Annotated in this window: 27 protein-coding genes; 10 read left to right on the top strand and 17 right to left on the bottom strand. The window is 73.2% G+C overall.

Annotated elements, in window-relative coordinates:
- Window positions 1-529 precede the first annotated feature (529 nt).
- Together ABEB28_RS20070 and ABEB28_RS20065 are read right to left on the bottom strand one after the other, a co-directional pair.
- Window positions 530-1,795, bottom strand: a complete 1,266-nt coding sequence (locus tag ABEB28_RS20070) for a type VII secretion protein EccE (RefSeq protein ID WP_345729685.1) — start codon at window positions 1,793-1,795, stop codon at window positions 530-532.
- A gap of 56 nt (window positions 1,796-1,851) precedes the next feature.
- The gene (locus ABEB28_RS20065; RefSeq protein WP_345729684.1) at window positions 1,852-2,334 is read right to left on the bottom strand and encodes an SUKH-3 domain-containing protein; all 483 of its coding nucleotides are present in this window, start codon (window positions 2,332-2,334) and stop codon (window positions 1,852-1,854) included.
- Window positions 2,335-2,406: 72 nt separating this feature from the next.
- Between ABEB28_RS20065 and ABEB28_RS20060 the strand changes: the two genes are divergently transcribed.
- Both ABEB28_RS20060 and ABEB28_RS20055 read left to right on the top strand, forming a co-directional pair.
- Complete coding sequence (locus ABEB28_RS20060; protein ID WP_345729683.1) at window positions 2,407-3,492, top strand: HNH endonuclease; 1,086 nt, start codon at window positions 2,407-2,409, stop codon at window positions 3,490-3,492.
- Window positions 3,489-3,935, top strand: a complete 447-nt coding sequence (locus ABEB28_RS20055; protein WP_345729682.1) for a DUF3995 domain-containing protein — start codon at window positions 3,489-3,491, stop codon at window positions 3,933-3,935. Before ABEB28_RS20060 ends, ABEB28_RS20055 begins: the two co-directional genes overlap by 4 nt.
- A 10-nt stretch (window positions 3,936-3,945) precedes the next feature.
- Here ABEB28_RS20055 and ABEB28_RS20050 read toward each other — a convergent pair whose 3' ends face one another.
- Window positions 3,946-4,695 (bottom strand): alpha/beta fold hydrolase, encoded by a 750-nt coding sequence (locus tag ABEB28_RS20050; protein ID WP_345729681.1) that lies wholly within the window; start codon window positions 4,693-4,695, stop codon window positions 3,946-3,948.
- 67 nt (window positions 4,696-4,762) lie between these two features.
- Here ABEB28_RS20050 and ABEB28_RS20045 point away from each other — a divergent pair, with 67 nt between their 5' ends.
- Window positions 4,763-7,837 carry an AfsR/SARP family transcriptional regulator gene (locus ABEB28_RS20045; RefSeq protein ID WP_345729680.1) on the top strand — a complete coding sequence of 1,025 codons (3,075 nt, stop codon included), beginning with the start codon at window positions 4,763-4,765 and terminating at the stop codon, window positions 7,835-7,837.
- Between the two features lie 84 nt (window positions 7,838-7,921).
- Here ABEB28_RS20045 and ABEB28_RS20040 read toward each other — a convergent pair whose 3' ends face one another.
- Entirely contained in the window at window positions 7,922-8,485 is a 564-nt protein-coding gene (locus ABEB28_RS20040; protein ID WP_345729679.1) for a dihydrofolate reductase family protein, read from the bottom strand.
- Window positions 8,486-8,644: 159 nt separating this feature from the next.
- Between ABEB28_RS20040 and ABEB28_RS20035 the strand changes: the two genes are divergently transcribed.
- Window positions 8,645-8,878 carry a hypothetical protein gene (locus tag ABEB28_RS20035; RefSeq protein WP_345729678.1) on the top strand — a complete coding sequence of 78 codons (234 nt, stop codon included), beginning with the start codon at window positions 8,645-8,647 and terminating at the stop codon, window positions 8,876-8,878.
- 9 nt (window positions 8,879-8,887) lie between these two features.
- Here ABEB28_RS20035 and helR read toward each other — a convergent pair whose 3' ends face one another.
- The gene (gene helR / locus ABEB28_RS20030; protein WP_345729677.1) at window positions 8,888-11,044 is read right to left on the bottom strand and encodes an RNA polymerase recycling motor ATPase HelR; all 2,157 of its coding nucleotides are present in this window, start codon (window positions 11,042-11,044) and stop codon (window positions 8,888-8,890) included.
- 223 nt (window positions 11,045-11,267) lie between these two features.
- On the opposite strand from helR, the gene ABEB28_RS20025 reads away from it, so the two are divergent.
- On the top strand, window positions 11,268-11,849 hold the full coding sequence (locus ABEB28_RS20025; protein ID WP_345729676.1) for a DinB family protein: 582 nt from the start codon (window positions 11,268-11,270) through the stop codon (window positions 11,847-11,849).
- A 78-nt stretch (window positions 11,850-11,927) separates the two neighbouring features.
- On the opposite strand, the gene ABEB28_RS20020 is transcribed toward ABEB28_RS20025, so the two are convergent.
- A complete protein-coding gene (locus ABEB28_RS20020) occupies window positions 11,928-12,947 on the bottom strand; it encodes an aldo/keto reductase (RefSeq protein WP_345729675.1) in 1,020 nt (339 codons plus the stop codon).
- 138 nt (window positions 12,948-13,085) lie between these two features.
- Here ABEB28_RS20020 and ABEB28_RS20015 point away from each other — a divergent pair, with 138 nt between their 5' ends.
- Entirely contained in the window at window positions 13,086-13,664 is a 579-nt protein-coding gene (locus ABEB28_RS20015) for a TetR/AcrR family transcriptional regulator (RefSeq protein ID WP_345729674.1), read from the top strand.
- Window positions 13,665-13,670: 6 nt separating this feature from the next.
- Here ABEB28_RS20015 and ABEB28_RS20010 read toward each other — a convergent pair whose 3' ends face one another.
- The 6 genes from ABEB28_RS20010 to ABEB28_RS19985 form a co-directional block, all read right to left on the bottom strand.
- Window positions 13,671-14,474 carry a maleylpyruvate isomerase family mycothiol-dependent enzyme gene (locus ABEB28_RS20010; RefSeq protein ID WP_345729673.1) on the bottom strand — a complete coding sequence of 268 codons (804 nt, stop codon included), beginning with the start codon at window positions 14,472-14,474 and terminating at the stop codon, window positions 13,671-13,673.
- 31 nt (window positions 14,475-14,505) lie between these two features.
- Window positions 14,506-15,135 (bottom strand): lysoplasmalogenase, encoded by a 630-nt coding sequence (locus tag ABEB28_RS20005; RefSeq protein WP_345729672.1) that lies wholly within the window; start codon window positions 15,133-15,135, stop codon window positions 14,506-14,508.
- Between the two features lie 181 nt (window positions 15,136-15,316).
- Window positions 15,317-15,676, bottom strand: coding sequence for a VOC family protein (locus ABEB28_RS20000; RefSeq protein ID WP_345729690.1), 360 nt, complete (start codon window positions 15,674-15,676; stop codon window positions 15,317-15,319).
- A 53-nt stretch (window positions 15,677-15,729) separates the two neighbouring features.
- Complete coding sequence (locus ABEB28_RS19995) at window positions 15,730-16,038, bottom strand: antibiotic biosynthesis monooxygenase family protein (protein ID WP_345729671.1); 309 nt, start codon at window positions 16,036-16,038, stop codon at window positions 15,730-15,732.
- Window positions 16,039-16,075: 37 nt separating this feature from the next.
- Complete coding sequence (locus ABEB28_RS19990) at window positions 16,076-16,906, bottom strand: alpha/beta fold hydrolase (RefSeq protein WP_345729670.1); 831 nt, start codon at window positions 16,904-16,906, stop codon at window positions 16,076-16,078.
- A gap of 10 nt (window positions 16,907-16,916) precedes the next feature.
- The gene (locus ABEB28_RS19985; RefSeq protein WP_345729669.1) at window positions 16,917-18,101 is read right to left on the bottom strand and encodes an NAD(P)/FAD-dependent oxidoreductase; all 1,185 of its coding nucleotides are present in this window, start codon (window positions 18,099-18,101) and stop codon (window positions 16,917-16,919) included.
- Window positions 18,102-18,216: 115 nt separating this feature from the next.
- On the opposite strand from ABEB28_RS19985, the gene ABEB28_RS19980 reads away from it, so the two are divergent.
- Entirely contained in the window at window positions 18,217-18,555 is a 339-nt protein-coding gene (locus ABEB28_RS19980) for a hypothetical protein (protein WP_345729668.1), read from the top strand.
- A gap of 55 nt (window positions 18,556-18,610) precedes the next feature.
- Here ABEB28_RS19980 and ABEB28_RS19975 read toward each other — a convergent pair whose 3' ends face one another.
- Window positions 18,611-19,204, bottom strand: a complete 594-nt coding sequence (locus ABEB28_RS19975; RefSeq protein WP_345729667.1) for a TetR/AcrR family transcriptional regulator — start codon at window positions 19,202-19,204, stop codon at window positions 18,611-18,613.
- Between the two features lie 55 nt (window positions 19,205-19,259).
- Here ABEB28_RS19975 and ABEB28_RS19970 point away from each other — a divergent pair, with 55 nt between their 5' ends.
- Complete coding sequence (locus ABEB28_RS19970; protein ID WP_345729666.1) at window positions 19,260-20,048, top strand: class I SAM-dependent methyltransferase; 789 nt, start codon at window positions 19,260-19,262, stop codon at window positions 20,046-20,048.
- Here the strand turns inward: ABEB28_RS19970 and ABEB28_RS19965 are convergent.
- Entirely contained in the window at window positions 20,038-21,249 is a 1,212-nt protein-coding gene (locus ABEB28_RS19965; RefSeq protein ID WP_345729665.1) for an NAD(P)/FAD-dependent oxidoreductase, read from the bottom strand. The genes ABEB28_RS19970 and ABEB28_RS19965 overlap by 11 nt on opposite strands.
- A 175-nt stretch (window positions 21,250-21,424) precedes the next feature.
- Complete coding sequence (locus ABEB28_RS19960; protein ID WP_345729664.1) at window positions 21,425-22,036, bottom strand: TetR/AcrR family transcriptional regulator; 612 nt, start codon at window positions 22,034-22,036, stop codon at window positions 21,425-21,427.
- Between the two features lie 190 nt (window positions 22,037-22,226).
- Between ABEB28_RS19960 and ABEB28_RS19955 the strand changes: the two genes are divergently transcribed.
- Both ABEB28_RS19955 and ABEB28_RS19950 read left to right on the top strand, forming a co-directional pair.
- The gene (locus ABEB28_RS19955; RefSeq protein WP_345729663.1) at window positions 22,227-23,072 is read left to right on the top strand and encodes an SMP-30/gluconolactonase/LRE family protein; all 846 of its coding nucleotides are present in this window, start codon (window positions 22,227-22,229) and stop codon (window positions 23,070-23,072) included.
- Between the two features lie 85 nt (window positions 23,073-23,157).
- Window positions 23,158-24,423: an MFS transporter gene (locus tag ABEB28_RS19950; protein WP_345729662.1), complete on the top strand. Its 1,266-nt coding sequence runs from the start codon at window positions 23,158-23,160 to the stop codon at window positions 24,421-24,423.
- On the opposite strand, the gene ABEB28_RS19945 is transcribed toward ABEB28_RS19950, so the two are convergent.
- Together ABEB28_RS19945 and ABEB28_RS19940 are read right to left on the bottom strand one after the other, a co-directional pair.
- Entirely contained in the window at window positions 24,401-24,958 is a 558-nt protein-coding gene (locus ABEB28_RS19945; RefSeq protein WP_345729661.1) for a GNAT family N-acetyltransferase, read from the bottom strand. The two genes, ABEB28_RS19950 and ABEB28_RS19945, sit on opposite strands and share 23 nt — an antisense overlap.
- 41 nt (window positions 24,959-24,999) lie before the next feature.
- Window positions 25,000-26,160: an ROK family transcriptional regulator gene (locus tag ABEB28_RS19940; RefSeq protein WP_345729660.1), complete on the bottom strand. Its 1,161-nt coding sequence runs from the start codon at window positions 26,158-26,160 to the stop codon at window positions 25,000-25,002.
- Window positions 26,161-26,188: the final 28 nt, after the last annotated feature.

The raw sequence follows: 26,188 nt of genomic DNA, 5'->3' as shown, positions 1-26,188 counted from the left end.
CCGGGTTGGGCTGCGACGCCGGGCTGGGTCGGGGCCACCGGAACCGCGGGAACCGGCTGGCCGGGAAGTGGGAGACCGGGACCGCGCGGCGCAGGAGCCGCCGGCCCGGCGGCGGCTTGCGCATACGGAACCGGACCGGCCGGCGCAGCCGCTCCGGGAGCGGGAGCCGCACCGGGGCCCGGCGCTGGCCGCGCGGCTCCGGTGAGCCACGGCTGCCCGGGTGGTGTGATCTGCCCCGGCTGCGCGATCTGGCCGGGTTGGGGGTTCGGACCGGGGTGGGCGAACCGACCGGGTTGCGGCGGGAGGCCGGGAACGGCGGGGCGCCCGGGCGTCGTCAGCGGCTGGGCCGCGACGTACGGCGCCGGCGGTAGCCGCCCCGGCGGCGCGCCCGGCGGCGACGGCACCCCGGAGTGCGGTGTAGCCCCGGAGTGCGGTGGTGACGGCGCGGGCGGTACCGCGCCGGGCTCCGTGCCCGACCTCGGTGGCGGAGTCGGTGCGGCGTGCCGGGGCTCGCCCGGCTCCGGCGTCGTCACAGGACACCCACGCCGGTCGGGGCGGTGGCGTACACCGCAGGGGCCTGCTCGCCGTCGAGCGGGAACAGCTGCGCACCGTGGCCCCGGGCGGCGGCCCGTAGCCCGGCCACCGCGCGGTCGATCGTCCCCGGCGCGTCGACGATCCGCACGAGGCACCGCAGCTCGGAGCCCCCGCTGGCCGGGGTCATCGCGAAGCTGAGGCTGGTCAGCGCCGCCGGTGACCGGTACAGCGCGGCCAGCAGCGGCTCGCACCGGTCCAGCGCCGGCCACGACCGGATCCAGAAGCAGCGGTGGTCGAATCCCGCCGCGCGCCACGCCCCCCACAACTCGACCGTGCCGCGGCGCTCCGTCCCGGCCGGTATCACCTCGACCGCGAGCGAGTGGACGAGCGCGTCGAGCAGCCCGTCGCCGTCCAGCACTCGGTAGGTGAACCCGTTGCGCTTGAGCACGTTCCCGACCCGGCGGATCAGCGCGCCGAGCACCGCGGGCACCTCGCCGATCGCCTCCGGCTCGACGACCGCGACCTCCGCGACCGCCCGGGCCTCGATTCGCACCGCCACCCAGCTCAGCTGATCACCGACGCTCACCGGCGGCACCGCCGCGTTGTCCCCGCCGCCGAGCGGGCGCAGCAGTTCCCGATAGGAGTCCGCGGCCGGGCCGGTGCCCGCGGTGGCGTCCCCGGGCAGGGTGTGGACGACCACCTGCACGACGCTGCCCGGCTGCTCGGCGTCGGCCAGCGACCGGGCCAGCAGGTCCAGCGGGGGCAGCGGCTGTGCCTCACCGCGCAGCCCGCCGGACGGCTGCACCGCGATCACGGCGAACCAACCGGCGCCGTCCCGGCCAACGCCCAGCCGGGTGCCGCCGACGGCGTCCACGGTCTCCACGGTCAGTTCCGGCGCCAGGTCACGCAGCGCGGTCAGCCGTCGATCGTCCGCGAGCAGCCGGGCGGACTTCCGACGGCGCCGGAACCGGGACCGGAGCACCAGCCGCTCCACGGCCCACCGGCCGCGGAAGCGGGAGAAGGCCACGACCGGAAGCGCGATCGCGAGCCCGGACAACGTCGGGCGGACCCATCCGCCGGCGTGCCACCCGACGACGGCCAGCACGATCGCCAGCTCCAGACCGACGATCTGCAGCACGTTCACCGGACCGAGGTGACCAGGGCGGCGACGCCGACGGAGCGTCGCGGCTTCCTGATCAGCCGGTAACTGCGCGCCGACGCGGGCGACCGCCCGGACGCGCGGCGCGTCGATCGTGGCCACTGCGCTCCCTTCGGAGTCTGGGGGTCCCCTTCGGATTCGGAACTAGTGCACCGTACCTACCAGGTGCCGTCATCGCGTACGCGCGGCGGCGCAGTGCCGGTGACCAGCGTCGTCAGCGCGGCGTCGACGTGCTCGCCGAGGAACCACTCGCCGCCGGCGTCGAGCGCGAACACCCGCCCGTGCTCGTCGATCACCAGCACCGCGTCCTCCACACCTTCGACCCCGAGCGGGAACAGCCCGACGCCGAGCGCACGGCCGAACTCGGCCAGCGTCGCGACGCTCGGCGGAACCATCGCCGGGTCGAGCGCGAACGGCCGACGCCGGAGCGCGACACCGGGCCCGTCCTGGTCGACGTACACGCCGACGAACTCGTACAACGCCCGCTCGGCCGCGGGGAACGGCACATACCGCCGTCCGTCCGCGGTCGTCTGCGCGCACGCCGTGCGGATGGCCTCGGCCGCCGCGTCCGCGACCGACCGTCCCTCGGCCCAGCCGGCCGCGCGCAGCACGGCCTCGACCTCGCCCGGAAACCGCTGCACCGTCGTCCTCCCGGTCTTCGGGTACCGGCGGATCTCCACGAACCGCCGACGCTGGGAACCAACTTACTGGGCATGACCTACGCTGCTGGTGTGCCGTCCGATCCGTCCCTCGCGGTGAGCAACACGCTGAGTGACGACACCGGCCGACGGTTGCCCGGCAGTCGCTGGGCGGCCCGGATCCGGCCGTTCGACTCGCCGGTCTTGCGGGTCCGCTACCGCGGCGGCGTGGCCTACGACCTGGCCGGATTACCGATCTGGGACCTGCTGGCCCGAGCGGTGGTGCAGCTGCCGGATCCCGAGCCCGGCCTGACCGTCGACGAGGTCCGGGTCGCGGATGTGCTCACCGCGAACGAGGTGATGCTGGGCACCGGCGATCCCCTGTGGTGGGTCACGGCCGACGACTACGCCCCGCTGACACCGCCCGGCTGGGTCTGGGCGCACCTGTTCGGCACCCGCCGGGTGGCGCTGGTGCCCGCCGCGGCGTACGGCGCGTTCCGGCACGTCGGCGGGGTGGCGACGCTGCCGATCGACCGGTCCCGGCGCGGCGTGCGGGTCGACGAACCGGTGGCGGTGCCGTTCGACCTGGCGTCGCCGCTCGGCGAGAACGTGCTGGACGCCGTGGAGCGGCGGATCGGCGAGCCGCTGCCGGACGCCTACCGGGGGCTGCTCGGCGCGGTGTCCGGGGCAGCGCCCACCGCGCCCGGCGTCCACCCGGAGCACGGCTTCGTCGTCGACCAGCCGTTCTTCGCGGTCGGCTCGGTCGACCGCCATCAGGACCTGCTCTACGCGCAGGCGTGGTTCGGCGACCGGTTCACCGCTGACTACCTCCCGATCGGCTACGTGCAGGGTGGCGTGCTCGCGCTCCGGCTCACCGGTCCGGACGCCGGGTCGGTGTGGTTCGCCGACGCCGACGATCCGCGGGACGACGACCGCTACGACGCCGCCGGGTACTGCGCCGAGCTGCTGGTCCGCTGCGCCGACGACCTGGACGCGTTCCGGTCGGCGCTGTCGGTGGTGCCCGGCCGGCTGCTCGACGTCGTCGACGCGCGCGTGGTGTCCGGCGCCGCTGCTTCGGTCGCGGTGCACGGGGTCGGCGCCTCCCTGCCCCGCGCCGAGCGCCCGGAGCCCCGCGCCGAGGGCCCGGAGGAGCAGCAGTGAAATGGTTCGTCGCGGCGTGCGTCGCCGGGCTGGTGCACGCGGCCTTCAGCGCGTACTGGGCGCTCGGGGGCACCTGGCTGCTCGACACCGTGGGCGCGCTCGCCGACGAACTGCGCGGGATGGGCGCCGGGACGCTGCTGCTGACCATCGGGACCGTCGCGCTCGTCAAGGCGGCCGGTGCCGTCGTGCCGCTCCTGGTCGAGCGGGGCCGGTTCCCGCGGCTCCGCCGGCCGGTCCGGGCGCTGAGCTGGGCCGGGGGAGCGTTGCTCGTGGTGTACGGCGGGGTCAACACGGTGGTGGCCGGCGCCGTGCTCCTGGGCTGGATCTCGACGGACGAACCGGTCGACCGGGCGAGCATGCTCGGTCACGCGCTGCTGTGGGATCCGCTGTTCGCGCTCTGGGGTGCCCTGTTACTGGTCGGCCTGGCGGTTACTCGCCGCTGACCCGCGCGGATCAGTCGAGGAACTCGTGGATCATCGGAGCGAGCCACTCGGCGCGGTGGGGGACCATCGTGTGCGAGGTGCCGGGCAGGATCGCCAGCCGGCAGGCGGGCATCTCCACGACGTCGCCGGGGACCCCGCCGCCGAGCAGCCGGAACAGCTCCACGCAGTGCTCCGGCCGGACGATGTCGGCGTCCCCGAGCACCAGCAGCGTCGGCGCGGCGAGCGCCCGCACCTCCGCGGACGTCCACTGCGGGAGGTTCGCGTCCAGCGCCTTCACCTTCGTCACCAGCTCGGCGAAGCCGGCCGGGTCGGGGGCGGTCCGCACGTACTCCTCGTGCAGCTCCGAGCCGTGCAGGTGCTCCGGTTCGAGGTCGGCGATGCCGTCCAGCAGCCCGGGGTACAGGCCGTCGTCGGTGATGCTCACCGATGCGAGCACCAGCCGCCGGACCCGCTCGGGGTGGGCGGTGCCGAGCCGCAGCGCGACCGCCGCGCCCATGCTCCAGCCGAACACGTCCGCCGCCGGGACCCCGAGTCGGTCGAGCAGCTCGACGACGTCGTCCGCGCAGTGCTCGACGGTCAGCGGGCGGTCGGCGTCCGGCGTGTGCCCGTGCGCCTGCAGTTCGACGGCGATCACCCGTCGGTGCTTCGCCAGCAGCGGCAGGATCGCGCCGAACGAGGTGTCGATGCCGGACAGCGCGCCGTGGACGAGCACCAGCGGGCATCCGTCGGCCTGGCCGTGGTCTTCGTAGTAGAGCTTCATGTCCGAAGAGTGGGCCCGGCCCCTTACGATTCGCTTCCGACCGGCTTCTGCGTCGAAGGGTGATCGCGTGCAGTTCGGAGTGCTCGGGCCGCTCGCGGTCACCACCGACGGCGGTGCGCCGGTCGCCGTCCCGGGTGCGAAGGTCCGCCTGCTGCTCGCGGACCTGCTCACCAACCGCAACCACGTGGTCTCCGCCGACCGGCTGATCGACGACCTGTGGGGCGCGGACGCGCCCGCGAACCCCGCGGGTGCGCTGCAGGTCCGCGTCTCGCAGCTGCGTAAGGCATTGGGCGACGCCGAGCCGGGCGGCAAGGACCTGGTGGAGTCCCGCGCCCCGGGGTACGTGCTGCGGACCACCGTCGTCGACGCCGACCGGTTCGCGGCGCTGGCCGCCGGGTCCGACGTCGAGTCGCTGAGCGCCGCCCTGGCGCTGTGGCGCGGTGACGCTTACGCCGACCTGGCCGACTCCGAGTGCGTCCGTGCCGAGGCGACCCGGCTGACCGAGCAGCGCCTCGTCGCGCAGGAGAAACTCGCCGCCGCCCGGCTGGCCCGCGGTGAGCACGACCTGGTCGCCGCCGACCTCGCCGAGCTGGTCGCCCGGCACCCGTTGCGGGAGGGGCTCCGCGCGCTGCACATCCGGGCGCTCTACGCCGCCGGACGCCAGGCCGAAGCCCTGGACAGCTACGCCGACTTGCGCGAACGCCTCGCCGAGGAGCTGGGCCTCGACCCGAGCCCGGAACTCGTCGCGCTGCACGGCAAGCTGCTCGCGCAGGATTCGGAGCTCAGCCCGGCACCGGCGCCGCCGCCACCGGCCGCGGCCCGGATCCGCAACAGCCTGCCGGCCCGGCTGGACGAGCTGGTCGGCCGCGGCGAGGCACTCGCCGAGCTGCGGCACCTGGTTCCGGCCCGGCGGCTGGTGACGCTGGTCGGGCCGGGTGGCGTCGGCAAGACGCGCCTGGCCACCGAGGTCGCGCGCGGGCAGAGCTACCCGGACGGCGTCCACCTGGTCGAGCTGGCCCCGCTGCCGCCGGGCGACCCCGGCGTCGTCGACCGGGTGCTGACCGCCCTGGACGTGCACGAGCCCCCCGGCTCCCCGGTGACCGCCGCAGACCGCCTGACCACCGCACTCCGCAGCCGAGACCTGCTGCTCGTGCTCGACAACTGCGAGCACGTCCTGGACGCCGCGGCCGACCTGGTCGGACACCTCCTGCGCGACGCCCCGGGCGTGCGGGTGCTGGCCACCAGCCGGGAGCCGCTCGGGCTGACCGGCGAGGTCCTCTGGGAGGTCCCGCCGCTGCCCCTGCCGGACGACGAGTACGACGTCGACGCCGTCCGGCGGTCCGCCGCGGCCCGGCTCTTCACCGCCAGGGCCGCGGCGCAGCAGCGCACGTTCCGCCTCGACGAGCGCACCGCGCCGGCGGTCGCGCAGCTCTGCCGACGCCTGGACGGGCTGCCGCTCGCGCTGGAGCTGGCCGCCACCCGGGTGCGGGCCCTCGGCCTCGCCGGTGTCGTCGAGCGGCTCGACGACCGGTTCTCGCTCCTGACCGCGACGACCCGCGACCTGCCGTCCCGGCAGCGGGCGCTCACCGCGGTGATCGGCTGGAGCTGGGACCTGCTCCCGGACGCGCATCGGCAGGTCCTGGCCCGGCTCGCGGTGTTCAGCGACGGATGCACCGCGGAGGCAGCGGCCGAGGTGTGCGCCGCGGACCTCGACACGCTGACGACGCTGGTGGACCGGTCGCTGGTGGTGTTCGACGAGGACGACCGTCCGCGGTACCGGCTGCTCGAATCGATCGCTGCGTTCGGCCTGGAACGCTTGGAGCACCCGGACGACGTGCGGGCCCGGCACGCCGCCTACTTCACCGCGCTGGCCGAGCGTGCCGACCCGGAGCTGCGTGGCCCCCGGCAGGGCGAGTGGCTGGCCCGGCTCGACGCGGAGACCGCGAACTTCGCCGCCGCGCTCGAACACGGCGGAGGGCTGCGCCTGGCCAACGCGCTGACCTGGTACTGGTTCCTGCGCGGCCGGCTCACCGAGGCCCGGCGCGCGCTGGCGGTGGACGGTGACGCGGTGCAGGAGGCCCGGGCGGTGCCGTGGCGGCTCGGGTTCGCGGTCCTGCAGGGCGCGCCGGTCTCTCCGGACGAGCTCCGGAAGGTCGTGGCGGGATGTGCGGACGATCGGTCAGCCTGGTTCGTCGGCGCCGCCGCGCTCGAGCGCAGCGAGCTCGCCCTCGCCGACGAGCTGCTGCCCGCCGAACCGGCCGACCGCTGGACCGACGCGGCGGCGGCCAGCACCAGGGCGATGATCGCGCACGCGACCGGAGACCTGGCGGCGCTGGAGCGGTGGGCGACCCGCAGCGCCCGCCTCTTCACCGAGCTGGAGGACCGGTGGGGGCAGCTCCGCGCGTCCGATTGGCTGGGCGGCCTGGCCGAGATGCGCGGTGATCACGCCGCCGCGGCCGCGGTGCACCAGGAGGGGCTGCGCTCGGCCGAGGCGCTGGCGCTCTGGCCCGAGGCGGCAGGCAAGCTGTCGTGGCTGGCCTGGCTCGCGGTGCAGACCAGGGACAACGCCCGGGGCGTGGAGCTGGCCGAGCGCGCGTACCGGCTGGCGAGGGAGCAGGGCACGGACTCCGTGCTCGTCTTCGCCCAGCTCAGCCTCGGCATCGCGGCCCGCCGATCCGGGGCGCTCGACGTGGCGGTCGAGCACCTCACCCGGCTCGCCGAGCGGGGACGCGCGGAGGCGCAGCCAGCGCTCTACCTGCCGATGATCCTGGTCGAGCTGGGGTACGCCGCCGAGCAACGCGGCGATCCGGACGCCGGGATGGCGCTGCACCGCGAGGCGTTCGGTGTGGTGCAGGCCTTCGCGGTGGCGCAGGGGATGGAGCTGCCGCGGGACGCCGCCGCCGTCGTCGAGGCGATGGCGTCCGCGGCCGCGGCCCTCGGCTCGCCGGAGGCCTGGTCCCTGCTGCTCGGCGCCGCCGCGGCCTCCCGGTCGCCGCTCGAGGCGCCGGCCGCGCCGGCCGAGCGCGACGAGATCGCCCGGGTGGCCGAGCGCCTAACCGAGACGCTCGGCCCGGACCGCTTCGCAACCCTGACGGCCGACGGCCGCACCCTGAGCCTCGAACAGGCAGTGCAACCGCTCTGACCTGGAGCCAGCTCAGGGCGGCGCTGACATCCGCGCCGCTCGACGTCGCGTATACGGTCATACTCAAGTCGCGTGGCGCGGCTGTCAGCGCCGTTCTGAGCTGGCCGCGCACCGGTAAGAGGCGATGATGACGCCGCTTTTGTGGACGCGGGTGTCGAGCAGCTCGAACGTCGTGGAGATGTCGCCCAGCGGCGTGGTGACGCTGTCGCCGCCGACCAGCACCGGGTGGATCCAGAAGCGCACCTCGTCGACGAGCCCGGCGGCGATCAGCTGCTTGGTCACCGATCCGAAGCCGTACTGCAGGATGTTCTTGCCCTCGCTCGCCTTGAGCGCGGTGACCGCTTCGACCAGGTCGCCCTGCAGCACCTCGCTGTTGCGCCAGGTGGGGTTCGTCAGCGTGGTCGAGGCGACGTACTTCTTCACCGAGTTGAAGTAGGCCGCGCCGGTGGTCGGGTCGCTCTCGTCCATGTTCGGCCACGCGGCGGAGAAGCCGTCGTAGGTGGCGCGGCCCATCAGGAGCGCGTCCGCGTTGTCCGTCTGCTCTCCCGCGAACGCCGACGCCTCGTCGTCGAAGTACGGCGCAGTCCACATCGGGTTGTCGATCACGCCGTCGAGGGTGATGTAGGTGGAGTTGATGAGCTTGCGCATGTGAATCTCCGTGTGGTGTCGGTGTCGTACTCGGTGACGTGATCACCGTGCCGCACTCAACTTACGGATCACTTCCGGTCGCCTTACCGGACGGTCGACCCGAACCAGATCATCCGGTTATGGTGAATAAAGTGCATTTCTGAGTGGTATGCGAGAGGCATGGAGACACTGCTGATGCTCGCGCTCATCGCTGTGGCTGCCGTGGTGGTCGGCCGGTTCCAGATCGCGGCCCGCGGCCAACGCACCGTCGAGGAGCCGGCCGCCCCCACGCCACCGCCGGGGCGCCGGCTCCCGTTCCGGCCCTCCGGCCAGGTGTTCCGGGCGCTGCGTGCCGCACGCCCCACCGAGGTCCGCTCCCAGCACCTCATGGAGACCGAGAACGGCCCGCGCTGATCGCCGCGGTCAGGAGCTGGTGAGGATCACGAGCTGCTGGGTCGCCCGGGTCATCGCGACGTAGCGGTCCACCGCTCCCTCGATCCCGGCCCCGAACGCGTCCGGGTCGACGAGGACGACCAGGTCGAACTCGAGCCCCTTCGCCAGCTCCGGCGTCAGCGACCGGACGCGGGACGTCGTCCGGAACGACGGGTCCCCGATGACGCAGGCGACACCCTCGTCGTGCGCGGAGAGCCAGTCGTCCAGGATCGCGGACAGGTCCGCGACCGAGCCGTGCACGACGGGGACGCCGCTGCTGCGGATCGAGGTCGGCACGTTCGCGTCCGGCAGCGCGGCCCGGATGACCGGCTCGGCTTCGAGCATGACCTCTTTCGGCGTCCGGTAGTTGACGGTCAGGGACGCCAGCGTGACCCGATCGAGCCCGATCCGCTGGAGCCGCTCCTGCCACGATTCGGCGAAGCCGTGCCTGGCCTGGGCACGGTCCCCGACGATCGTGAAGCTCCGGGACGGGCAGCGGAGCAGCAGCATTTGCCACTCGGCATCGGTCAGCTCCTGGGCCTCGTCCACGACGACGTGCGCGAACGGCCCGGCGAGTTGGTCCGGGTCGGTGACCGGTAGCGCGACGCCGGCGACCAGGGCGTCCTCGAAATCCTCGCCGCGCAGCATCGTCACCAGGCCGACGCCGTACTCGTCGTCGGCGGCCTCGATCAGGTTGTCCACCACCTGCGCCATCTGCGCGCGTTCGGCGGCCACGGAGGCGTCGTGCCGCCGCTGGCGCCAGGACGCCGCCGGGTCACCGAGCCGTTGCCGTGCGGCGTCCAGGAGCGGCAGATCGGAGACCGTCCACGCCCGGGCGTCCGCGCGCTGCAGCGCGCGGATCTCGTCCGGGGCGAGCCAGGGAGCGCATTTGCGCAGGTAGGCCGGTACCGTCCAGAGATCCCCCACGAGATCTCCGGGATCGAGCAGCGGCCAGGCGCGGTGCAGGGCGGCGCGCAGCTCCTTGTGCCGCTCCAGCGACTCGCGGAGCACGCCCTCGGTCTTCTCGTCGCCGTGCTTGGCGATCAGGATCTCGAGCAGCTCGCTCCAGATCTGCTCGCGGGCCTCGTTGTGCGGTGTTCCGTGGGTCGGAGCCCCGAACGCTTCGGCCCAGTCGTCGGCGCTCAGCCGGAGCGCGGTGCCCTCGACGGCGACGAGCATGCCCTTGGTCGGCGGCTCCTCGTAGAACCGGACGGCCGCCTCCACTGCGCGCACCAGGTCGGCGGACGCCTTGAGGCGCGCCACGGCCGGGTCCGGCTCGGTCCCGGCGGTCGCTCCCTCCGGGACGAGGTCCCGGACGGTGCAGGTCCGCACGTCTTCCTCGCCGAGGCTGGGCAGGACGTCGGCGACGTACGCCAGGTACGGCTGGTGCGGACCGACGAACAGCACGCCGCCCCGCCGGTGCTCGAGGCGGGGGTCGGAGTAGAGCAGGTAGGCGGTCCGGTGCAGCGCGACGACGGTCTTCCCGGTGCCCGGCCCGCCGTCGACGACGAGCGCGCCGCGGGAACCCGCCCGAATGATCGCGTCCTGGTCGGCCTGGATGGTGCCGAGCACGTCGCGCATCTGGGCCGACCGGTTGCTGCCCAGGCTGGCGATGAAGGCGGACTGGTCGTCGAGCGCGGCGGCGTGCCCCTCGAAACCGTCCGCGGTGAACACTTCGTCCCAGTAGTCGGTGATCCGGCCGCGCGTCCAGCGGTACCGGCGGCGGCTCGCCAACCCCATCGGGTTGGCGTGGGTCGCACCGAAGAACGGCTCGGCCGCGGGGGAGCGCCAGTCGATCAGCAGCCGGCGACCCTCGCTGTCGGTCAGACCGAACCGGCCGACGTACACGGGCTCGCCGCTGTTCGCCGGGACCAGGTTCCCGAGGCACAGGTCCAAGCCGTAGCGGCGCACCGCCCGCAGGCGGGCCGTCAGCCGGTGAACCTCCATGTCCCGGTCCATCGCCTTCTGGCCGATGCCGCCGGGAGCTTTGCGGGCGGCGCCGAGGCGTTCGGACAGATCGGCGATCAACTCGTCGAGGCTCTTCGCGATCGCCGCGAAGTGCTGCTCGTCCCGGGTGATCAGCGCCGGGGCGGCCTTGGCGGAGAGACGGTCCGGCAGGTCGAACGCGCTGATGGTCGGGGATTCCACTCGGTCGGCTCCGATCTGAGGTCGCACGTGACCTGGTTCGCGGTAAGGCAAGTCCGAAATTCGCATCGGAGCGGAAGTTTGACCTATTCCCGGGGTCTTGCCGCAAGTACCCCTTCGTGATATATGTTCAAAACGGCAGGAGGTGTCCTGCCGTTTTTTGTGCCCTGCAGGACGAACAGCCGGGCGGCGCGATCTGTCGGTGGTCGGCCCTAATCTCGCCGACATGGTTCACGATCCTCCCGGCCTCACCGCTGACTTGCACCGGTACCTGCAGGAGGCCCGGGAGCGCGTCGTCGCGTCGCTCGACGGCCTGACCGAGTACGACATCCGCCGCCCGCTGACGCCGACCGGCACGAACCTGCTCGGCCTGGTGAAACATCTGGCCGGCAACGAGCTGGGCTACCTGGGCGACTCGGTGGGCCGTCCGTCGCCGGTCCGGCTGCCCTGGGTGGAGGACGGGTCGATCTGGGACAGCGCCGACATGTGGGCCACGGTGGAGGAGACGACCGACTACCTCGTCGGTCTGTACCGGTCCGCCTGGAAACACGCCGACGAGTCGATCGACGAACTGGGCCTCGACGCCCCGGCGAGGGTCTCCTGGTGGCCCGAGGATCGGCGGGAGACGACGCTCGGCGCGCTGCTCGTGCGCGTCGTCGCGGAGACCGCCCAGCACGCGGGGCACGCCGACATCGTCCGCGAGCTGATCGACGGGCGCGCCGGGCGGGACCACGACGAGATGGGCGACGCCGACTGGTGGTCCCGCTACGTCGGACGCATCCAACATGCCGCCGATCAGTACCACTGAGCCGCTGCGGGCGGTTCCGCACCCGCGGCCACGACCGCCTGGTGGCCGTGGCCGCGCGGGCCGGAGTGCGCGCTGCGGTCAGCGGCGTCGCAGCGCCGGGTCGAGCAGCGCGGGAGGCGTGTCGAACTTCTCGTGCGCGGCGAGGTCGACCCCCGGAGCGACGATCGTGTCGATCGCGTCGAGGACGTCGGGGGAGAGCACGGTGTCGGCGGCGGCGAGCTGGGAACTCAGGTGCTCCACCGTCCGCGGACCGATGATCGCGCTGGTGACGGCGGGATGCGCGGTGACGAACCCGAGCGCCAGCTGGATCAGCGTCAGCCCCGCCTCGTCGGCGACCGCGGCCAGCCGTTCGACGGCGTCGAGCCGGGCGCGGTTCGACGGAATCGAGGTGTCGAACCGCTCCGGCAGCACGACCGAGCGGTGCGTGGAGACGTCCCGGCCGGCGCGGACCGCGCCCGACAGCCACCCCGACGCCAGCGGGCTCCAGGCCAGCACGCCGAGCCCGTACTCGTCGGCCACGGGCAGGACGTGGGCCTCGATCCCGCGCTGGAGGACCGAGTAGCTGGGCTGCTCGGTCACGTAGGGGCGGAGGTGGTGCTCCCGGGCGGCCCACTGGGCCTGCACGATGCGGTACGCGGGGAACGTCGAGGAACCGAAGTAGCGGATCTTTCCGGCGCGCTGCAGGTCGGTCAGTGCGGAGAGCGTCTCCTCGTCGCTGGTGGCGGGATCCCAGCGGTGGATCTGGTACAGGTCGACATGGTCGACGCCGAGGCGGCGCAAGCTGTCGTCGAGCGCGGTGAACAGCCAGCGGCGGGAGCTGCCGCGGTGGTTCCGCTCGTCGCCCATCGGCATGGCGGCCTTCGTCGCCAGCACGACGTCGTCGCGGCGGCCGGCGATGGCCTTGCCGACCATCTCCTCCGACCCGCCCTGGCTGTACATGTCGGCGGTGTCGATGAGGTTGACCCCGCCGTCCAGGGCGGCGTGGACGATGGCGGTGGCCTCGTGCTGGGACGTGCGGCCGATGGCGCCGAAGTTCATCGCGCCGAGGACGAGCGTGCTGACCTGGACACCGGTGCGGCCCAACGTGCGGTACTGCATGGGGTTCTCCGAAGGGTCGTAGGCAGGGAGAGTCTGCTCTGGCAGACTGAAGCGGAACGATGTTCCGCTCGCCAACATACGGAACATTGTTCCGTTTGCCAACCCGAGACTCTGCCAACCCGAAGACAGGGGAGTGCCGTGCACAGCGGATCGGAGGGGGCGCCCGCGCGGAAGCGGTCCGATGCCCGGCGGAACGCGGCCACGCTGCTCGACGCGGCGGCCGCGGCCTTCGTCGAATCCGGCGTCGACGTGCCCGTCCGCTCGATCGCCGCGCGCGCGGGCGTCGGCGTCGGAACGATTTACCGTCACTTTCCGACGCGCGCCGATCTCATCGTCGCGGTCTACCGGCACCAGGTGGAGGCCTGCGCCGAGGCCGGTCCGTCGCTGCTGGCGAGCAGCGACTCGGCGTATGCCGCGCTGGGCCGGTGGGTCGACCTCTTCGTCGACTTCCTCGTCACCAAGCACGGGCTCGCCGCGGCGTTGCAGTCCGACGACGCCGCGTTCGAGAGCCTGCACGCCTACTTCATCGAGCGCCTCGTTCCGGTCTGCGACGAGTTGCTCCGCGCGGCGGTGGCAGCGGCGGAGATCCGTGCCGATGTCGACGCCTATCAGCTGCTCCGCGGCGTCGGGAACCTCTGCGTCGGCGCCGAGAACGACCCCCGGTACGACGCGCGACGTCTGGTCGAGCTGCTGCTCGCCGGGCTGCGACGGTCTTAGCCCCGGTCAGTCGGCGACGTGGGCGGTGTTGTCGAGCCAGTGCTGGACGAGGCCGGTGTCGCCGTCGACGCTGAGGTCGGTGGCTCCGCGGTCGGTGAGCGGGAGTCGTCGGGTCATGGTCAGCAGGAGCGATCCGGCCGGCCCGGTCACCGTCACATCGGCCTGCTGGGTGCCGGGCCGCCACCTCGCCCCGTCAGGTAGCCGTTCGACGAACCACGCGCCCGTGTCGTCCGCGGTGTCGGTGGCCAGCCACTGCAGCGTCTGCCCGGTACCCCGGAGGGCGTGCGCGGACTCGGCCCGCCGCATCTCCCAGGTGGGGGAGGTGAGCATCCTGAGGTGATTGCTGATGAGCGCGGCTGCGATGTCGGCGTCGATGGCGGTCGGTCGGTTCGCCGCGTTGGCTGCGTCGAAGCCGTGGACGACCGCCTCGTTGAGGACGCTGGCCAGCCAGAACCGCGTCCCGGACCGCTCGTCTCCCGCCGCGTTGAACACCGGCGCGTCCAGCGCGTCATCGGAGCACGCGCTCACGACCCGCTGCGCGGACTCCGACAGCCACGCCCGCCACTCGCCGGAGTCGGCGGGGAGCGCGGCCATCTCCGTGGGCAGCTGCATGGGGTCGGTGATGCGCCGCTCGATCATCTCCGCGACCCAGTGCTCGGTCTGGCCCACGTGCTCGACCAGGTCGGCGATGGTCCACTCCGGGGTTGTCGGCACGGCGGCTCCAGGACCGGCCACGGCGGCCGCTTCGGCCAGCCGCCCGGTGTGCTCGACGATCGCTCGCCGGGCGTGTTCCGCGTTCAGCTCGGTCATGAACTCGCCCATCCGTGGGAGCCGTGTGCTGCTACTTCTCGGCGACGACCTTCTGGCTCACGACACTAACTGGCTTCGCCGCCCAGCCGGTGACGATCAGGGCCAGCGCGGCGGTGTACGTCGCCATGATCAGCACCGACTGTCCGGGCACCTCGATGTCGGCTGCGCCGATCCCGATCAGGAAGTCGGAGACGAGGAAGAGCGCGCCGCCGACGGCCACCCGCCGGGACACCCCGACTGCCGCGGCGGCCATCGCGCTCAGCGCGAGGCTGTAGACCAGCACGGGCACGCGCAGCGTGCCGAGCCGCTCCCACAGCAGCGCATTGGCGGTCGCCCACGGCACGGCGTAGCCCGCGAACGCCCACCACCGCGGGCGGGCGTGGCGCAGGAACGCCACCGTCAGGCACAACTGGGTACCGAGGAAGCAGAGCATCCCGATGAGGAACGGCACCTCGCCGTCGATCAGCAGCGCGACGTCGCCCGCCGTCGCGAAGCCGAGCGCGACGAGGACCAGGTCCGGCCGCACCCGCCCCACCAGGTAGACCGCGAGCAGCGGGGCGAGCAGCGGCTTGGCGAGCCACTGCAGGACGGTCCAGTCGGCCGCCACCGCGATCAGCTCGACCGCCGTGGCGACGGCGAACAGCTTCAGCGAGAGCCTCATGCGGCGGCGGGCGGCGGGCACGCCGGAGCGGTGGACGGCACGGCGGAGATCATGCCCGGGTCCAATCTCGGAGCGGTGGGTACGGCGACGAACGGCGACGGCAGCCGGCGCAGTCTGTCGCGCCACAGGTCAACTCGTCAACTGGTTGGACCAGGAAGCTCCAACGCGCCCTTCGTCCCGGTCAGGAGTTGCCGGAGGCCCCGTGCGCGGTGGGGTGTTTCGGCTCGTAGAGGCCGAGCTGCATGCCGCCGGGCAGCGTGATCGAGGTGAGCAGACCCCATCCCTGATCGGTCACCTCGGTGCACTCCACACCCTTGGCGTGCAGGTCCGCGATGGTCGCGTCGATGTCGTCGCACATCAGGTACAACTCGTGCCGGCCGTCGTCCTCGGTCGGGTGCACGGCGAGTTCGCCGGGCGGCAGGGCGAAGATCAACCAGCCGCCGCCCGCGTCCACGGCCGGGAACTCCAGGACGTCGCGGAAGAACGTGCGGATCGCGTCCGCCTGGTCGTGGTAGATGATCGTGTGCGCGCCGGTGATCATGGGCCCCATCGCCTTCTCAATAGTCTCTGGGGCACCGCAGAGTACGCCGGGAATCAGGCCACGTCGACGGCGACGTCGTGATGCGTCACGTACTCGTCCCAGCGGACGAGCGCGGCGCGTGCCGCCTCCTCGACGACCGCGACGCGCGGCTCCGCACCGGCGAAGGCGTGGACGGACTCCAGGTCCGTGAAGACCACGACCGAGGTGAACAGCACGTCGCCCCCGTCGTCGGTACGGAGGAGTCGGGCCTCGACGAAGCCGGGAACGCTCCGCAGATGCTCGGCCACGGCGGTCCGGTAGTGCCTCTGGTAGTCGTCGGCCTTCGCGGGCGTCGCCCAGCCCCGCCATACTCGCGCGATCACCGACGTCCCTCCGAGAGGTCTGCTGTGGACGCCGACGCTACCGGAGCGAGGATTCGGCGACGAGCCAGTCGAGCACGGCGGGGTAGGCGGCGAGCACCGACACGTGGCCGTCGCCGGGACGCAGCCACCGGGTCGCCCCCGGTATCGCGGTCAGGAGCCGGTCGGCGTGGGACGCGGGCACCATCCGGTCGTCGGCGCCGTGCACGAGCAGCACCGGAACGGTGATCGTCGCCGGATCGAAGCCCCAGGGCGAGACGAACGCGAGGTGGTCGTCGAGCGCACCGTCGGGGGAGGACGCTCCGGCCTTCACGGCGTCCTCCCCGAGCGCCGCCCACGCGCCGGAGAGCACCGCCCAGTCGGCGTCGGTGAACGTCGCCGGGTCGAACTCCGCGGTCTCCGCGTACCGCGCCCGGGCGGCACGGCCGGCGGTCGCCGCCCGTAGCGCCCGGTCATCGGCCATGCCGGCGAACCAGCCCGGGTCGCCGCCGTACGGGGACAGCCCCGCGAAGGTGGCCACCGCGGTCACCCGGCCGGGCAGGAGCGCCGCACACGCCAGCGCGTGCGGTGCGCCGCCGGAGGAGCCCACGGTCACGAACCGATCGATACCGAGCGCGCCGAGCACTTCGGCGACGTCGCCCGCGGCCGACGCGACGTCCCGGCCGGGCAGCGACGGGGATCCGCCGTACCCGGGCCGGGCGTAGGACACCAGCCGCAGGCCGCGGTCGGCGGCCGCGGAGAGCAACGGCGGAATCAGCGCTCCGGTGTGCGGAGTGCCGTGGTGCCACACCACGACGGGCCCGGTCCCACCACCGTCGAACGTCCGGAGCGTCCGCCCGTCGGACAGTCGGATCTCCCTCTCGGCCACCATCCGGCCGAGCCTACTGCTTGGCCCGCAGCGATTCCTGGGCCCGCAGCAACTCCTGGCGCGTGGTGTCCTTGACCGGCCAGCGGTGCGATCCGGGTTTGCGCGCTTCGCCGGTGATCTGCTTGATCATGCTCGCGCACGACGCTTCCTTGAGCTTCGCGCCCAGACCGCCGGCGAGGTGGAACCGCGTCGCGGTGTCGTTCCGGCGGGCGACCTGGAAGACGGCGGCCCGGCGTCCCAGGCTGATGCACATGGCGGCGATTCCGCGGTTGAAGTCGGCGGGTCGTTCCCCGGCGATCCGGCTGAGCACGGTGTCGGCGGCGTGCGAGCCGAGCGGAAGCGCGGCCTGGCCGCTCATCCGGAGCGGCAGGTCCGACGGCGCCGCCGCGTCCCCGGTCGCGACGATGCGCTCGTCGTCCACGCTGGTGAGTGTCTCGTCGGTGAGCAGTCGGCCGATGGCATCCGTGCGCAGCCCGCTGCGTGCGGCCAGGTCCGGTACGCCGAAGCCGGCGGTCCAGATCGTCACATCGCTGGGCAGTTCCCGGCCGTCGCGCAGGCGCACCGCGTCGTGGGTCACCGCGGTCACCGCCGAGTCGGGACCGTCGACCACGGTCACGCCGAGATTGGACAGCTCCTTGGCCACCGAGCGTCGTCCCCGGGGGTGCAGGTACGGGCCGAGCGCGCCGCCGCAGACCAGGGTGACGGTCCGGCCCAGCTCCGCCAGCTCGGCGGCGGTCTCGATGCCGAGCGGACCGGCTCCGACGACCGTCAGCACGGCCGTCGCGGGGGTGGCGTCGAGGACAGACCGCAGCCGCTGCGCCTCCTCCAGACGGCTGATCGGGTAGGCGAACTCGGCCGCTCCCGGGACCTGCGGGTCGGCGCTGCCGCTGCCCACCGCGTAGACCAGGTAGTCGTAGCCGACGGTGCCGCCGGACGCCAGCGTCACGCTCCGCTCGGCGGCCTCGATCCGGGTGACGGAGTCGACGACCAGCCGGACGCGGTCGGCCAGGAGCTCGCGGTAGTCGAGGACCGCGTCGTCGGAGCCGCCCACGAGCTGGTGCAGGCGGACCCGGTGGACGAAGGTCGGGCGGGGGTTGATGAGCGTCACGGTCACGTCGGCGCGCTGCGTCAGGCGGTTGGCCGCCATGACGCCGGCGTAGCCACCGCCGACGACGATCACCTCGGTGTTCTCGGTCATGGTGTCTTCCTCCGCTCAGGGGTACGGCCACCAGACACCGCCTGAGCGACCGGTGTGACAGGCGTGAGGCAGGTCACCCGGCCCGGCGTACCGCCGCGTGCGGTAGGAACGAGGAATGAGTGAGGACGACCCGCACGTCCACGTGGACGCGAAGCTGCACGCCCACGCCTCCGCGCGCATCGTGCTGGCCGACACGTTCGGACTGGTCGCGGAGTTGCCCACAGTGGCCGACACCGGGTGCGGCCGGCGGGTGCCCTACGCCATGACGTCGTCCCGGCCGGCGAGCGTCACCTGCCTGGCCTGCCGGCAGTTCGCGGCCGAGGAGCACGGCCGAGCGGCCGACCAGGCCCTGCGGCTGGCCCGGATGCCCGGCATCGGCGTTCCGGTCGAGCAGCTGACGCAGGCCGCCGCGCACCACCGCGAGCAGGCCGCCCGGTACCTGGACCTGCCCTGAGTCCGCGTGCTGCCGCGGCGACCGGTCCGATCAGGCTGGCGCCGTCCGCCGTGCACTACCGCACGGGGAGGACGCTGCCGACAACCGTCGTCACCATCGTGCGGATCGCGGCCGGGTCCGGCGGCGCGCCGGTCCGGTCGGCGAACAGCAGATGGCCCGCGCCGATCATGGTGGCCGCGAGCGCGTCGACCGGAGCGTCGGCGGTGATCCGCCCGAGATCCCGCTCGGCGGCCAGGTACGCCTCGATCATCACCGCGCCCTCGGTCAGCACCGGCACGCCGACCGGCCACTTCTCCCGTAGCCGAGCGCGTAGCTCGTCCCGGAAGGTGACGAGCGGGACGATCGCCACCGCCACCGATCCGAACAGGGCGGTCACCGCGTCGGTGAGGTTGTCGACGACGGTGCCCGTCCCGGCCGCGTCCCGGAGCAGGGCGGCCTGCGCGTCCATCCGGTCGATGCGGTCGAGCACGAAGTCGGCGAGGAACGCGTCGAAGTCCTCGAAGTGCCGATGCAGGACGCCCTTGGCGCAGCCCGCCTCGGTGGTCACCGCCCGGCTGGTCAGTGCGCTCGGGCCGTCCCGCAGCAGGACCCGCTCGGCGGCGTCGAACAACTGCTCGCGAACGTCGCGGATGGCAACTCCAGTCGGCACCGGGGAATCGTACGTCCACTTCACCAAGTGGGCATGCGCCCACTAGAGTGGGCGCATGCCCACTTCGAGCCATCAGCACCGCCAGATCGCCGAATCCTTCGGCGTGGACGCCGCCCGGTACGACCGGGCGCGCCCCCGCTACCCCGACGCCCTGATCCAGCGCATCGTCGCGTTGAGCCCCGGCCCGGACGTGCTCGACGTCGGCTGCGGCACCGGCCTCGTCGCCCGGCAGCTCCAAGCGGCCGGGTGCACGGTGCTCGGCGTCGACCCCGACGAGCGGATGGCTGCTTTCGCCCGCGAGACCGGAATTCCGGTCGAGGTGGCGACGTTCGAGGCCTGGGAGCCGGGCGGGCGGACGTTCGACGCGGTCGTCGCCGGCCAGACCTGGCACTGGGTCGACCCCGCGGCCGGCGCCGCGAAGGCGGCCCGGGTGCTGCGGCCCGGGGGACGGCTCGCGCTGTTCTGGCACGTGTTCCAGCCCGCACCGGCGCTCGCGGACGTGCTCGCGGCGATCTACCGGCGGGTGGCGCCGGACGCGCCGGTCGACCTCCGGGCGATGTCCCGACCGGCCGACGGGTACGAGTCCCTGGTGGCCACCGTCGCCGACGGGCTCCGGGGGAGCGGGTTCGGGGAGGCCGAACGGTGGCACTTCGACGAGCAGCGGACCTACACGAAGGACGAGTGGCTCGACCAGCTACCCACCCAGGGGCTGCTCACCCGGCTGCCGCCGGAGGCCGTCGCCGAGGTGCTGGCGGAGGTCGGCGCGGCGATCGACGCGCTCGGCAGCGGTGTTCCGGTCTCCAGCGTCACGGTGGGTCTCACCGCGGCGCGGCTCAGCCGGTGAGCGCCGGATACAGGTCGAGTGCGGCCTGCCAGTCGGCGCGGCGGGCGATCAGGCGGCGGTACTTCATGACCTTGCCCGGCTCGTTGAGCGTGACCGCCCCGGCGATCCGCTCCCCGGAGCGGTAGAGCGCGACGAACCGGGGGCCGTCGAGGTCACCGAGGACGATCCGCACCTCGTCCTCGGCGGGGTGGCCGACGAACTGGATCCGGTGGTCGTACCAGTCGCTCCACACGTAGGGCGCGGTGGCGTACGGCGTCCGCTCGCCGAGGCCGAGCGCGTTGCGGGTCGCGGCGGCGCCCTGCTCCGCCGCGCCGGTCCAGTTCTCCAACCGCATCATCGGCACGTCCAGCAGGTGGTTCGGCCAGTGCGCGACGTCGCCCGCCGCGTAGACGTCCGGCGCGGAGGTCGCGAGGTACTCGTCGCACCGGACGCCGCCGTCCCGCGCGTCGAGAGCCACGCCGGAGCCGGCCAGCCAGCCGGTCGCCGGGCGGGAGCCGATCCCCACGACGACCAGGTCGGCGTCGAGCACCGTGCCGTCCGAGAGGACGACCGCCTCGACGCGGTCGCGGCCGTGCAGGCCGGTGACCGACGTGCCCAGCCGCACGTCGGTACCGGCGCGCTGGTGCAGCCGGGCCAGCGCCGCGCCGACGACCGGCCCGGCGGCCCGCACCAGCGGCACCGGCGCGGCCTCGACGATCGTCACCGCATTCTGGTACCGGCGGGCCGCGGAGGCGATCTCCGACCCGATGAACCCCGCGCCGACGACGACCACGCGGGCACCCGCGTGCAGCGCGTCACGGATTGCGCGGGCGTCGTCCACGGTCCGGAGCGTGTGGACACCTGTCAGGGCCGGTGCGCCGGGCAGGGGGAGCGGGGTGGAGCCGGTCGCGATCAAGAGCGCCCGGTATCCGAGCGTCTGCCCGTCGACGGTGACCGTGTGGCCGGCCGGGTCCAGCCGCGTCGCCGGCGCGCCCAGACGCAGGTCGACGCCGAGGTCCTCGCGCAGGTGCTGCTCCTCGCGGAAGACGACGGCCTCGGCGCCCGGCTCGAGGAACGCCTTGGACAGCGGCGGCCGGTCGTACGGGAGGTGCGGCTCGGCGCCGATCAGCGTGATCGGTCCCTCGTACCCTCCGTTCCGTGCCGCCTCGACCGCGCGTAACCCCGCGAGGGAGGCGCCCACCACCACGAACGGCAGGCTCATGCGCGGGCCTCGGCTAGTGCCCGGCCGGGGCATCGGGCGCGGTCGACGACGACGTGCATGGACTCTCCCGGGACGCTCGGCCGACGGTCGGGCGGCACGGTACGTTCCGGCGCCCCCGACGCATACTGGAACGAGATTCCAATACCTGTCAACGCTGCGGGACGCCCGTACCGGTTCAGCGGCGGCGGCGAGTCCCGATCAGGCGAAGTCCGGCGTCGAGCAGGTGCTCCTCCAGTTCGGCGTCGGACAAGCCGCTGAACTGCGGGTTGCCGGCTGCGGCGACGATGCCGGTCAGTGCGACGGCGGCGGCCACGTGCGGCCCCGCGGCGGCGTCCGGGCCCACCAGCAGGAGCGGGACGCGACGCTCGAAGTCCTCGAACTCCGGCCAGTGCGTGCGCAGGAGCCGAACGACCGTGACGTCGTCGTAGAGCAGCGTGAGCAGCTCCCGGTGTCCGATCACGAGACGGACGAACGCGGTCAGGAACGCGCGGGACCGCGCCGACTGCCCGCGCTGCGCCTCGGACTCGTCGAGGATGACCCGCAGCTGGTCGAGTGCCGGCTTGACCACGGTGAGGACGATCTCGTCCTTGGTTTTGAAGTGGTAGTAGACCGCGGCCTTCGTGACGCCCATCGCGTCGGCGATCATCTGCAGCGACGTGCCCTCGACGCCGTACTCGGCGAACTGCGCGAGCGCCGCGTCGATCACCCGCTGCCGACCGTCCGCGGGTCGTCCGCCGGTGGCCCGCCGCGCCGCCGGTAGGTCCCGTTCGCTGGTGACGCTCGTCACTCGCCCTCCCTCGTCTACGGGGAGTCTAGGAGTGTTCGTTGTGTGTCGTCAACGATTCAACTTGACGAACGGCAAGTAAAACACTAGCCAATCGGCTAGGAGGACCGTCTCCCGTCGGTGCGGGTGTCGAATTCGCGCGACGCCGTTCGTGTAGGTGCCGTCAGCTCGGCACCGACCCGAAGGAATCGTCATGATCGCGCAGCCGAAGGAATTGCTCAACGGGCTCGTCGTGGGGGAGTCCCCGCGCTGGCACGACGGGCGGCTCTGGTTCTCGAACTGGGGCGCGCAGGAGATCGTCACGCTGACCACCGACGGCACCGCGGAGGTGGTGGGGAGGGGTCCGAAGCCGGCCGGGTACTGCCTCGACTGGCTGCCCGACGGCCGGCTGCTGGTGACCGGCGAGACCGAGGTGCTGCGCCGGGCCGACGACGGGAGCTGGACCACCCACGTCGACGTGGCCGGGAGCGCGGTCAGCTTGAACGAGATCGTCGTGGACGGCCGCGGGTTCATCTACCTGACCGACGTCGGGTTCGCGTTCGGCGAGGAGGACTACCGGCCGGGTGCGATCCTCCTGGTCACCCCGGACGGGGCGGTACGGCGGGTCGCCGAGGACATCGCGTTCGGCAACGGCATGGTCGTGACGCCGGACAACCGCACGCTCGTCGTCGCGGAGTCCTGGGCGAACCGGCTGACGGCGTTCGACCTCGAGGCCGACGGGAGCCTGGCGAACCGGCGGGTCTGGGCCGAGGTCGGTGGGGACGGCATCTGCCTCGATGCCGAGGGTGCGATCTGGTGCGCGAGCGTGACCGAGACCGGCACGGTGGCCACCCGGGTGGCGGAGGGCGGCGCGGTGCTGGACCGCATCGACCTGGACACGGCGTGCTTCGCGTGCATGCTCGGTGGCCCGCAGGGGAGGACGCTCTACCTGATGGTGGCGGAGTGGCTCGGCGTCGAGCGGATGGGGGAGTTGTTCACGTCGCAGACCGGCCGGGTGCTGGCGACCGAGGTGACGGTGCCCGTGGCGCCCCGGCCGTGAGCGCCCCGCTCCGGCGGTGACCGCCGCGGAGCGGCGGCCGGAGCCTCGATGGGCGAGCGGGGGATCGACCGGGCACGATGGGCCGGTGCCTGCCCCCTTCGTCGCCTCCCTGCCCAGTCACCCCAAATCTGCGGACGCGATCCGGCGGTGGGCCCCGCTCTCGACCGTGTTCCTTGCGGTCGGTCTGTCGATGGCGATGACGTTCCCGTTCCGCGCCCTGTTCCTGACCGACGCCGTGCACGCCGGTCCGGTGCTGGTCACCCTCTTCCTGATAGTCGCCGCCGTGACCGGCGTGCTCGCGTCGAGCTGGCTGGGGCGCCTCTCGGACGCCGGCCCGCACCGGAGCCGGCTGATCGTCGGGGCGGCGCTGGCCGGAGTGGTCGGGTGCGGTCTGAGCGCCGTCGTCCGGAACTACTGGGTGCTGCTGGTCGTGACCGCGACGGCGGTGGCGGTCTCGACCGCGCTGCAGGCCCAGCTGTTCGCGTACGCCCGCGTCACCGTCGGCACCGGTGAGCGGGGCGCGTTCACCACGAACGCGCTACGGACGCTGTTCTCGGCGAGCTGGGTCGCCGGTCCGTTCGCCGCGGCGATCCTGATCGAGCTCGGCGGCTTCACGTTGATCTTCTCGGTCGCCGCGGCGGTCTACGGGCTGGCGGCGCTGGTGGCGCAGCTCGGGATGCCGGAGCCGGGCCTGGTTCCGTCGACGGCCGACGTCCCGTCGACGGCCGGGGCCTCGTCGACGGCCGGGGCTGAGCCGGTCGCGTCGGGCCCGGTGGAAGGCCCGCACGCGGCCGGGGCGCGGGACGTCTCCCCGGGCTTGCTCTGGCTGAACGTCGTCGGTCTGGTCCTGATGCAGACCGCGGCGGTGTTGGGCGTGCAGGCGCTGCCGCTCTTCGTCGACGAGGAACTGCACGGCAGCATCCGGGACACCGGACTTCTCCTCGGACTCTGCGCCGGGCTGGAGATTCCCTTGATGCTCGTCTTCGGGGTCCTCGCCGTACGAATTCCGGTGCGGGTGTTGTTCCTCGCCGGCCCGGCCCTGGCCGCGGCGTACTTCGCGGTGGTGGCGGTCTCCACCGGCGTCGGCCAGGTCGCGGCCGCGCAGGTGCTCAACGCGGCCGGAATCGCGCTGATCCAGGGCATCGGCATCACGTACTTCCAGGACCTGCTGCCGAGCCGGCCGGGCCGCGCGTCGACGCTGTTCAGCAACGCGTTCCCGGTCGGCGCCACGCTCTCGGCGCCGCTGCTCGGGATCGCCCAGCACCTCGGCTACCGAACCGGGTTCGCCGCCGCGGCGGTGCTCAGCGCCGCCGGGATGGCGTTGCTGCTCACCCGTCGGACCCGCTCGTGAGCGCTTTGTGGAAGATCACGAACTCGCACGGGGTCGCCAGCAGCGGCGCGAGCCGCGGATAGGCCGGCTCGAAGTCGCCGACGCGCACGACCCGGTACCCGATCCGCTGGTACCAGTCCTTGAGGAACTCCTTCGACGGGTGCGCCCAGTCGCGCGGCATCAGCACTTCGAGCTGCATCGTCGTCGCCCCGGCCCGGCGCCCGGTCGCCTCGGCGAAGCGGACCAACTCCCGGCCGACGCCGATGCCGCGGTGCTTCGGCGCGGCGACCAGCAGTCCGAACTCCGCGGTGTGGTCGTCCAGCCGCTGGATCCGGACGCACCCGACCACCTCGTCGTCCAGCCGCGCGACCCACAGTTCGTCGGCCCGGATCAGGCCCGCGACCTCGTCCGTCGTCGTCCGGCTGGTGCCGGGTACCCAGAGCCCTTCCTCGGCGACCGCGTAGACCTCGTTGACCAGGTCGGTCAGGCGTGCGACGAGGAGGTCGTCGCGGGCGTCGGCAGCGGAGAGCGAGGCGATCGTCAGCACGGGTTCCACCGCCCCAGTGTGCCGGTGCCGGCCACGCCCGCCGCGGGGTGTCAGGACACCAGCGCGTTGACCCGCCGGGGGTCGAACAGGTGCTCCAGCATCAGCCGGCCACCGCCGATCACACCCGCCAGCCGCCCCGCCCGGCTCGGCGCGATCACCAGCTTCTCCACCGCCATCGGCAGGCACCGCTCGTAGAGGGTCGAGCGGATGTTCGCCACGTAGGGCTCGGCCTGGCTGAGCTGCCCGCCGAGCACGAGCGTGTCCGGGTTGAAGAAGTTGACGATCGTCGCCAGCACGTCGGCGGTCGCGCGCCCGGCGTCCCGGAACATCCGCGCGGACACCGGCTCCGCGTTCCGCGCGATCTCGACCACCCCGGACGTGCTGTGCACGTCGAACCCGGCCGCGTGCAGTCGGCGCGCGAGCGCGGCACCACTCGCCACCGCGTCCAAGCAACCGGTGCGCCCGCAGGAGCACGGCACGTCCTGCTGGTCGGAGACGGGCGCGTGGCTGATGTCGCCGGCCGCGCCGCGGGCGCCACGGTGCAACTGTCCCGACGCGATGACGCCGCAGCCGATGCCCGAGCCGGCCTTGAGGAACACCAGGTGCTCGCAGCCGTCCGGAGCGGCCGAGAACTCGCCGAGCGCCATCAGGTTCGCGTCGTTCTCCACCAGCACCGGCACGTCGATCAGCGCCCCCGCCACCCCCGGCACGTCCGCGCCGTTCCAGCCCGGCATCCGGGACGGCGAGACGACGCGACCCGCGCGGAAGTCGACCGGTCCGGGAACGCCGACGGTGAGCCCGGCCAGCGGCGCCGGTGCCGCGTCGCTCATCTCGCGGATCTGACCGACCACCCAGGCGAGCACCCGCTCCGGACCCTCGGCGATGTCCATCGGGAGCAGACGTTCGCTCAGCAGTGTGCCGCCCAGGTCGAACAGCGCCAGCGACGCATGGTTGGCGCCCAGGTCGGCGGCGGCCACGGTCCCGGCGTCGGTACGCAGTTCCAGGCGGCGCGGCCGGGTCCCGCCGCGCGAACGCCCGGCGCCGGTTTCGTGCAGGAAGCCGAGCCCGATCAGGGCTTCGACGCGGGTGGCCGCGGTGGACGCCGATACGTGGGTCAGCCGCGCGATGTCCGACCGGGAGGCGGCCTGACCCGAGCGCACCAGGCGGAGGACGGCTCCCGGGGAGTCAGGGGCGACAGGATCCGGCTGCACCCCATGGTTGTACCAGGTTCGGAGTAAA

This window comes from Cryptosporangium minutisporangium (assembly GCF_039536245.1).
GTDB classification, from domain to species: domain Bacteria; phylum Actinomycetota; class Actinomycetes; order Mycobacteriales; family Cryptosporangiaceae; genus Cryptosporangium; species Cryptosporangium minutisporangium.
The sequence above is the reverse complement of the archived record's forward strand: the minus strand, read 5'-3'. Positions and strand labels throughout refer to the sequence as shown.

Bases quoted from the DNA above. Each gene is read 5' to 3' on its own strand.
- ABEB28_RS20005 (WP_345729672.1), bottom strand. From the start codon at position 15,135: ATGAGGCTCTCGCTGAAGCTGTTCGCCGTCGCCACGGCGGTCGAGCTG.
- ABEB28_RS19965 (WP_345729665.1), bottom strand. From the start codon at position 21,249: ATGAGCCTGCCGTTCGTGGTGGTGGGCGCCTCCCTCGCGGGGTTACGC.
- ABEB28_RS20025 (WP_345729676.1), top strand. From the start codon at position 11,268: ATGGTTCACGATCCTCCCGGCCTCACCGCTGACTTGCACCGGTACCTG.
- ABEB28_RS20020 (WP_345729675.1), bottom strand. From the start codon at position 12,947: ATGCAGTACCGCACGTTGGGCCGCACCGGTGTCCAGGTCAGCACGCTC.
- ABEB28_RS20035 (WP_345729678.1), top strand. From the start codon at position 8,645: ATGGAGACACTGCTGATGCTCGCGCTCATCGCTGTGGCTGCCGTGGTG.
- ABEB28_RS19980 (WP_345729668.1), top strand. From the start codon at position 18,217: ATGAGTGAGGACGACCCGCACGTCCACGTGGACGCGAAGCTGCACGCC.
- ABEB28_RS20050 (WP_345729681.1), bottom strand. From the start codon at position 4,695: ATGAAGCTCTACTACGAAGACCACGGCCAGGCCGACGGATGCCCGCTG.
- ABEB28_RS20040 (WP_345729679.1), bottom strand. From the start codon at position 8,485: ATGCGCAAGCTCATCAACTCCACCTACATCACCCTCGACGGCGTGATC.
- ABEB28_RS20000 (WP_345729690.1), bottom strand. From the start codon at position 15,676: ATGATCACCGGCGCGCACACGATCATCTACCACGACCAGGCGGACGCG.
- ABEB28_RS19955 (WP_345729663.1), top strand. From the start codon at position 22,227: ATGATCGCGCAGCCGAAGGAATTGCTCAACGGGCTCGTCGTGGGGGAG.
- ABEB28_RS19990 (WP_345729670.1), bottom strand. From the start codon at position 16,906: ATGGTGGCCGAGAGGGAGATCCGACTGTCCGACGGGCGGACGCTCCGG.
- ABEB28_RS20060 (WP_345729683.1), top strand. From the start codon at position 2,407: ATGACCTACGCTGCTGGTGTGCCGTCCGATCCGTCCCTCGCGGTGAGC.
- ABEB28_RS19970 (WP_345729666.1), top strand. From the start codon at position 19,260: ATGCCCACTTCGAGCCATCAGCACCGCCAGATCGCCGAATCCTTCGGC.
- ABEB28_RS20010 (WP_345729673.1), bottom strand. From the start codon at position 14,474: ATGACCGAGCTGAACGCGGAACACGCCCGGCGAGCGATCGTCGAGCAC.
- ABEB28_RS19985 (WP_345729669.1), bottom strand. From the start codon at position 18,101: ATGACCGAGAACACCGAGGTGATCGTCGTCGGCGGTGGCTACGCCGGC.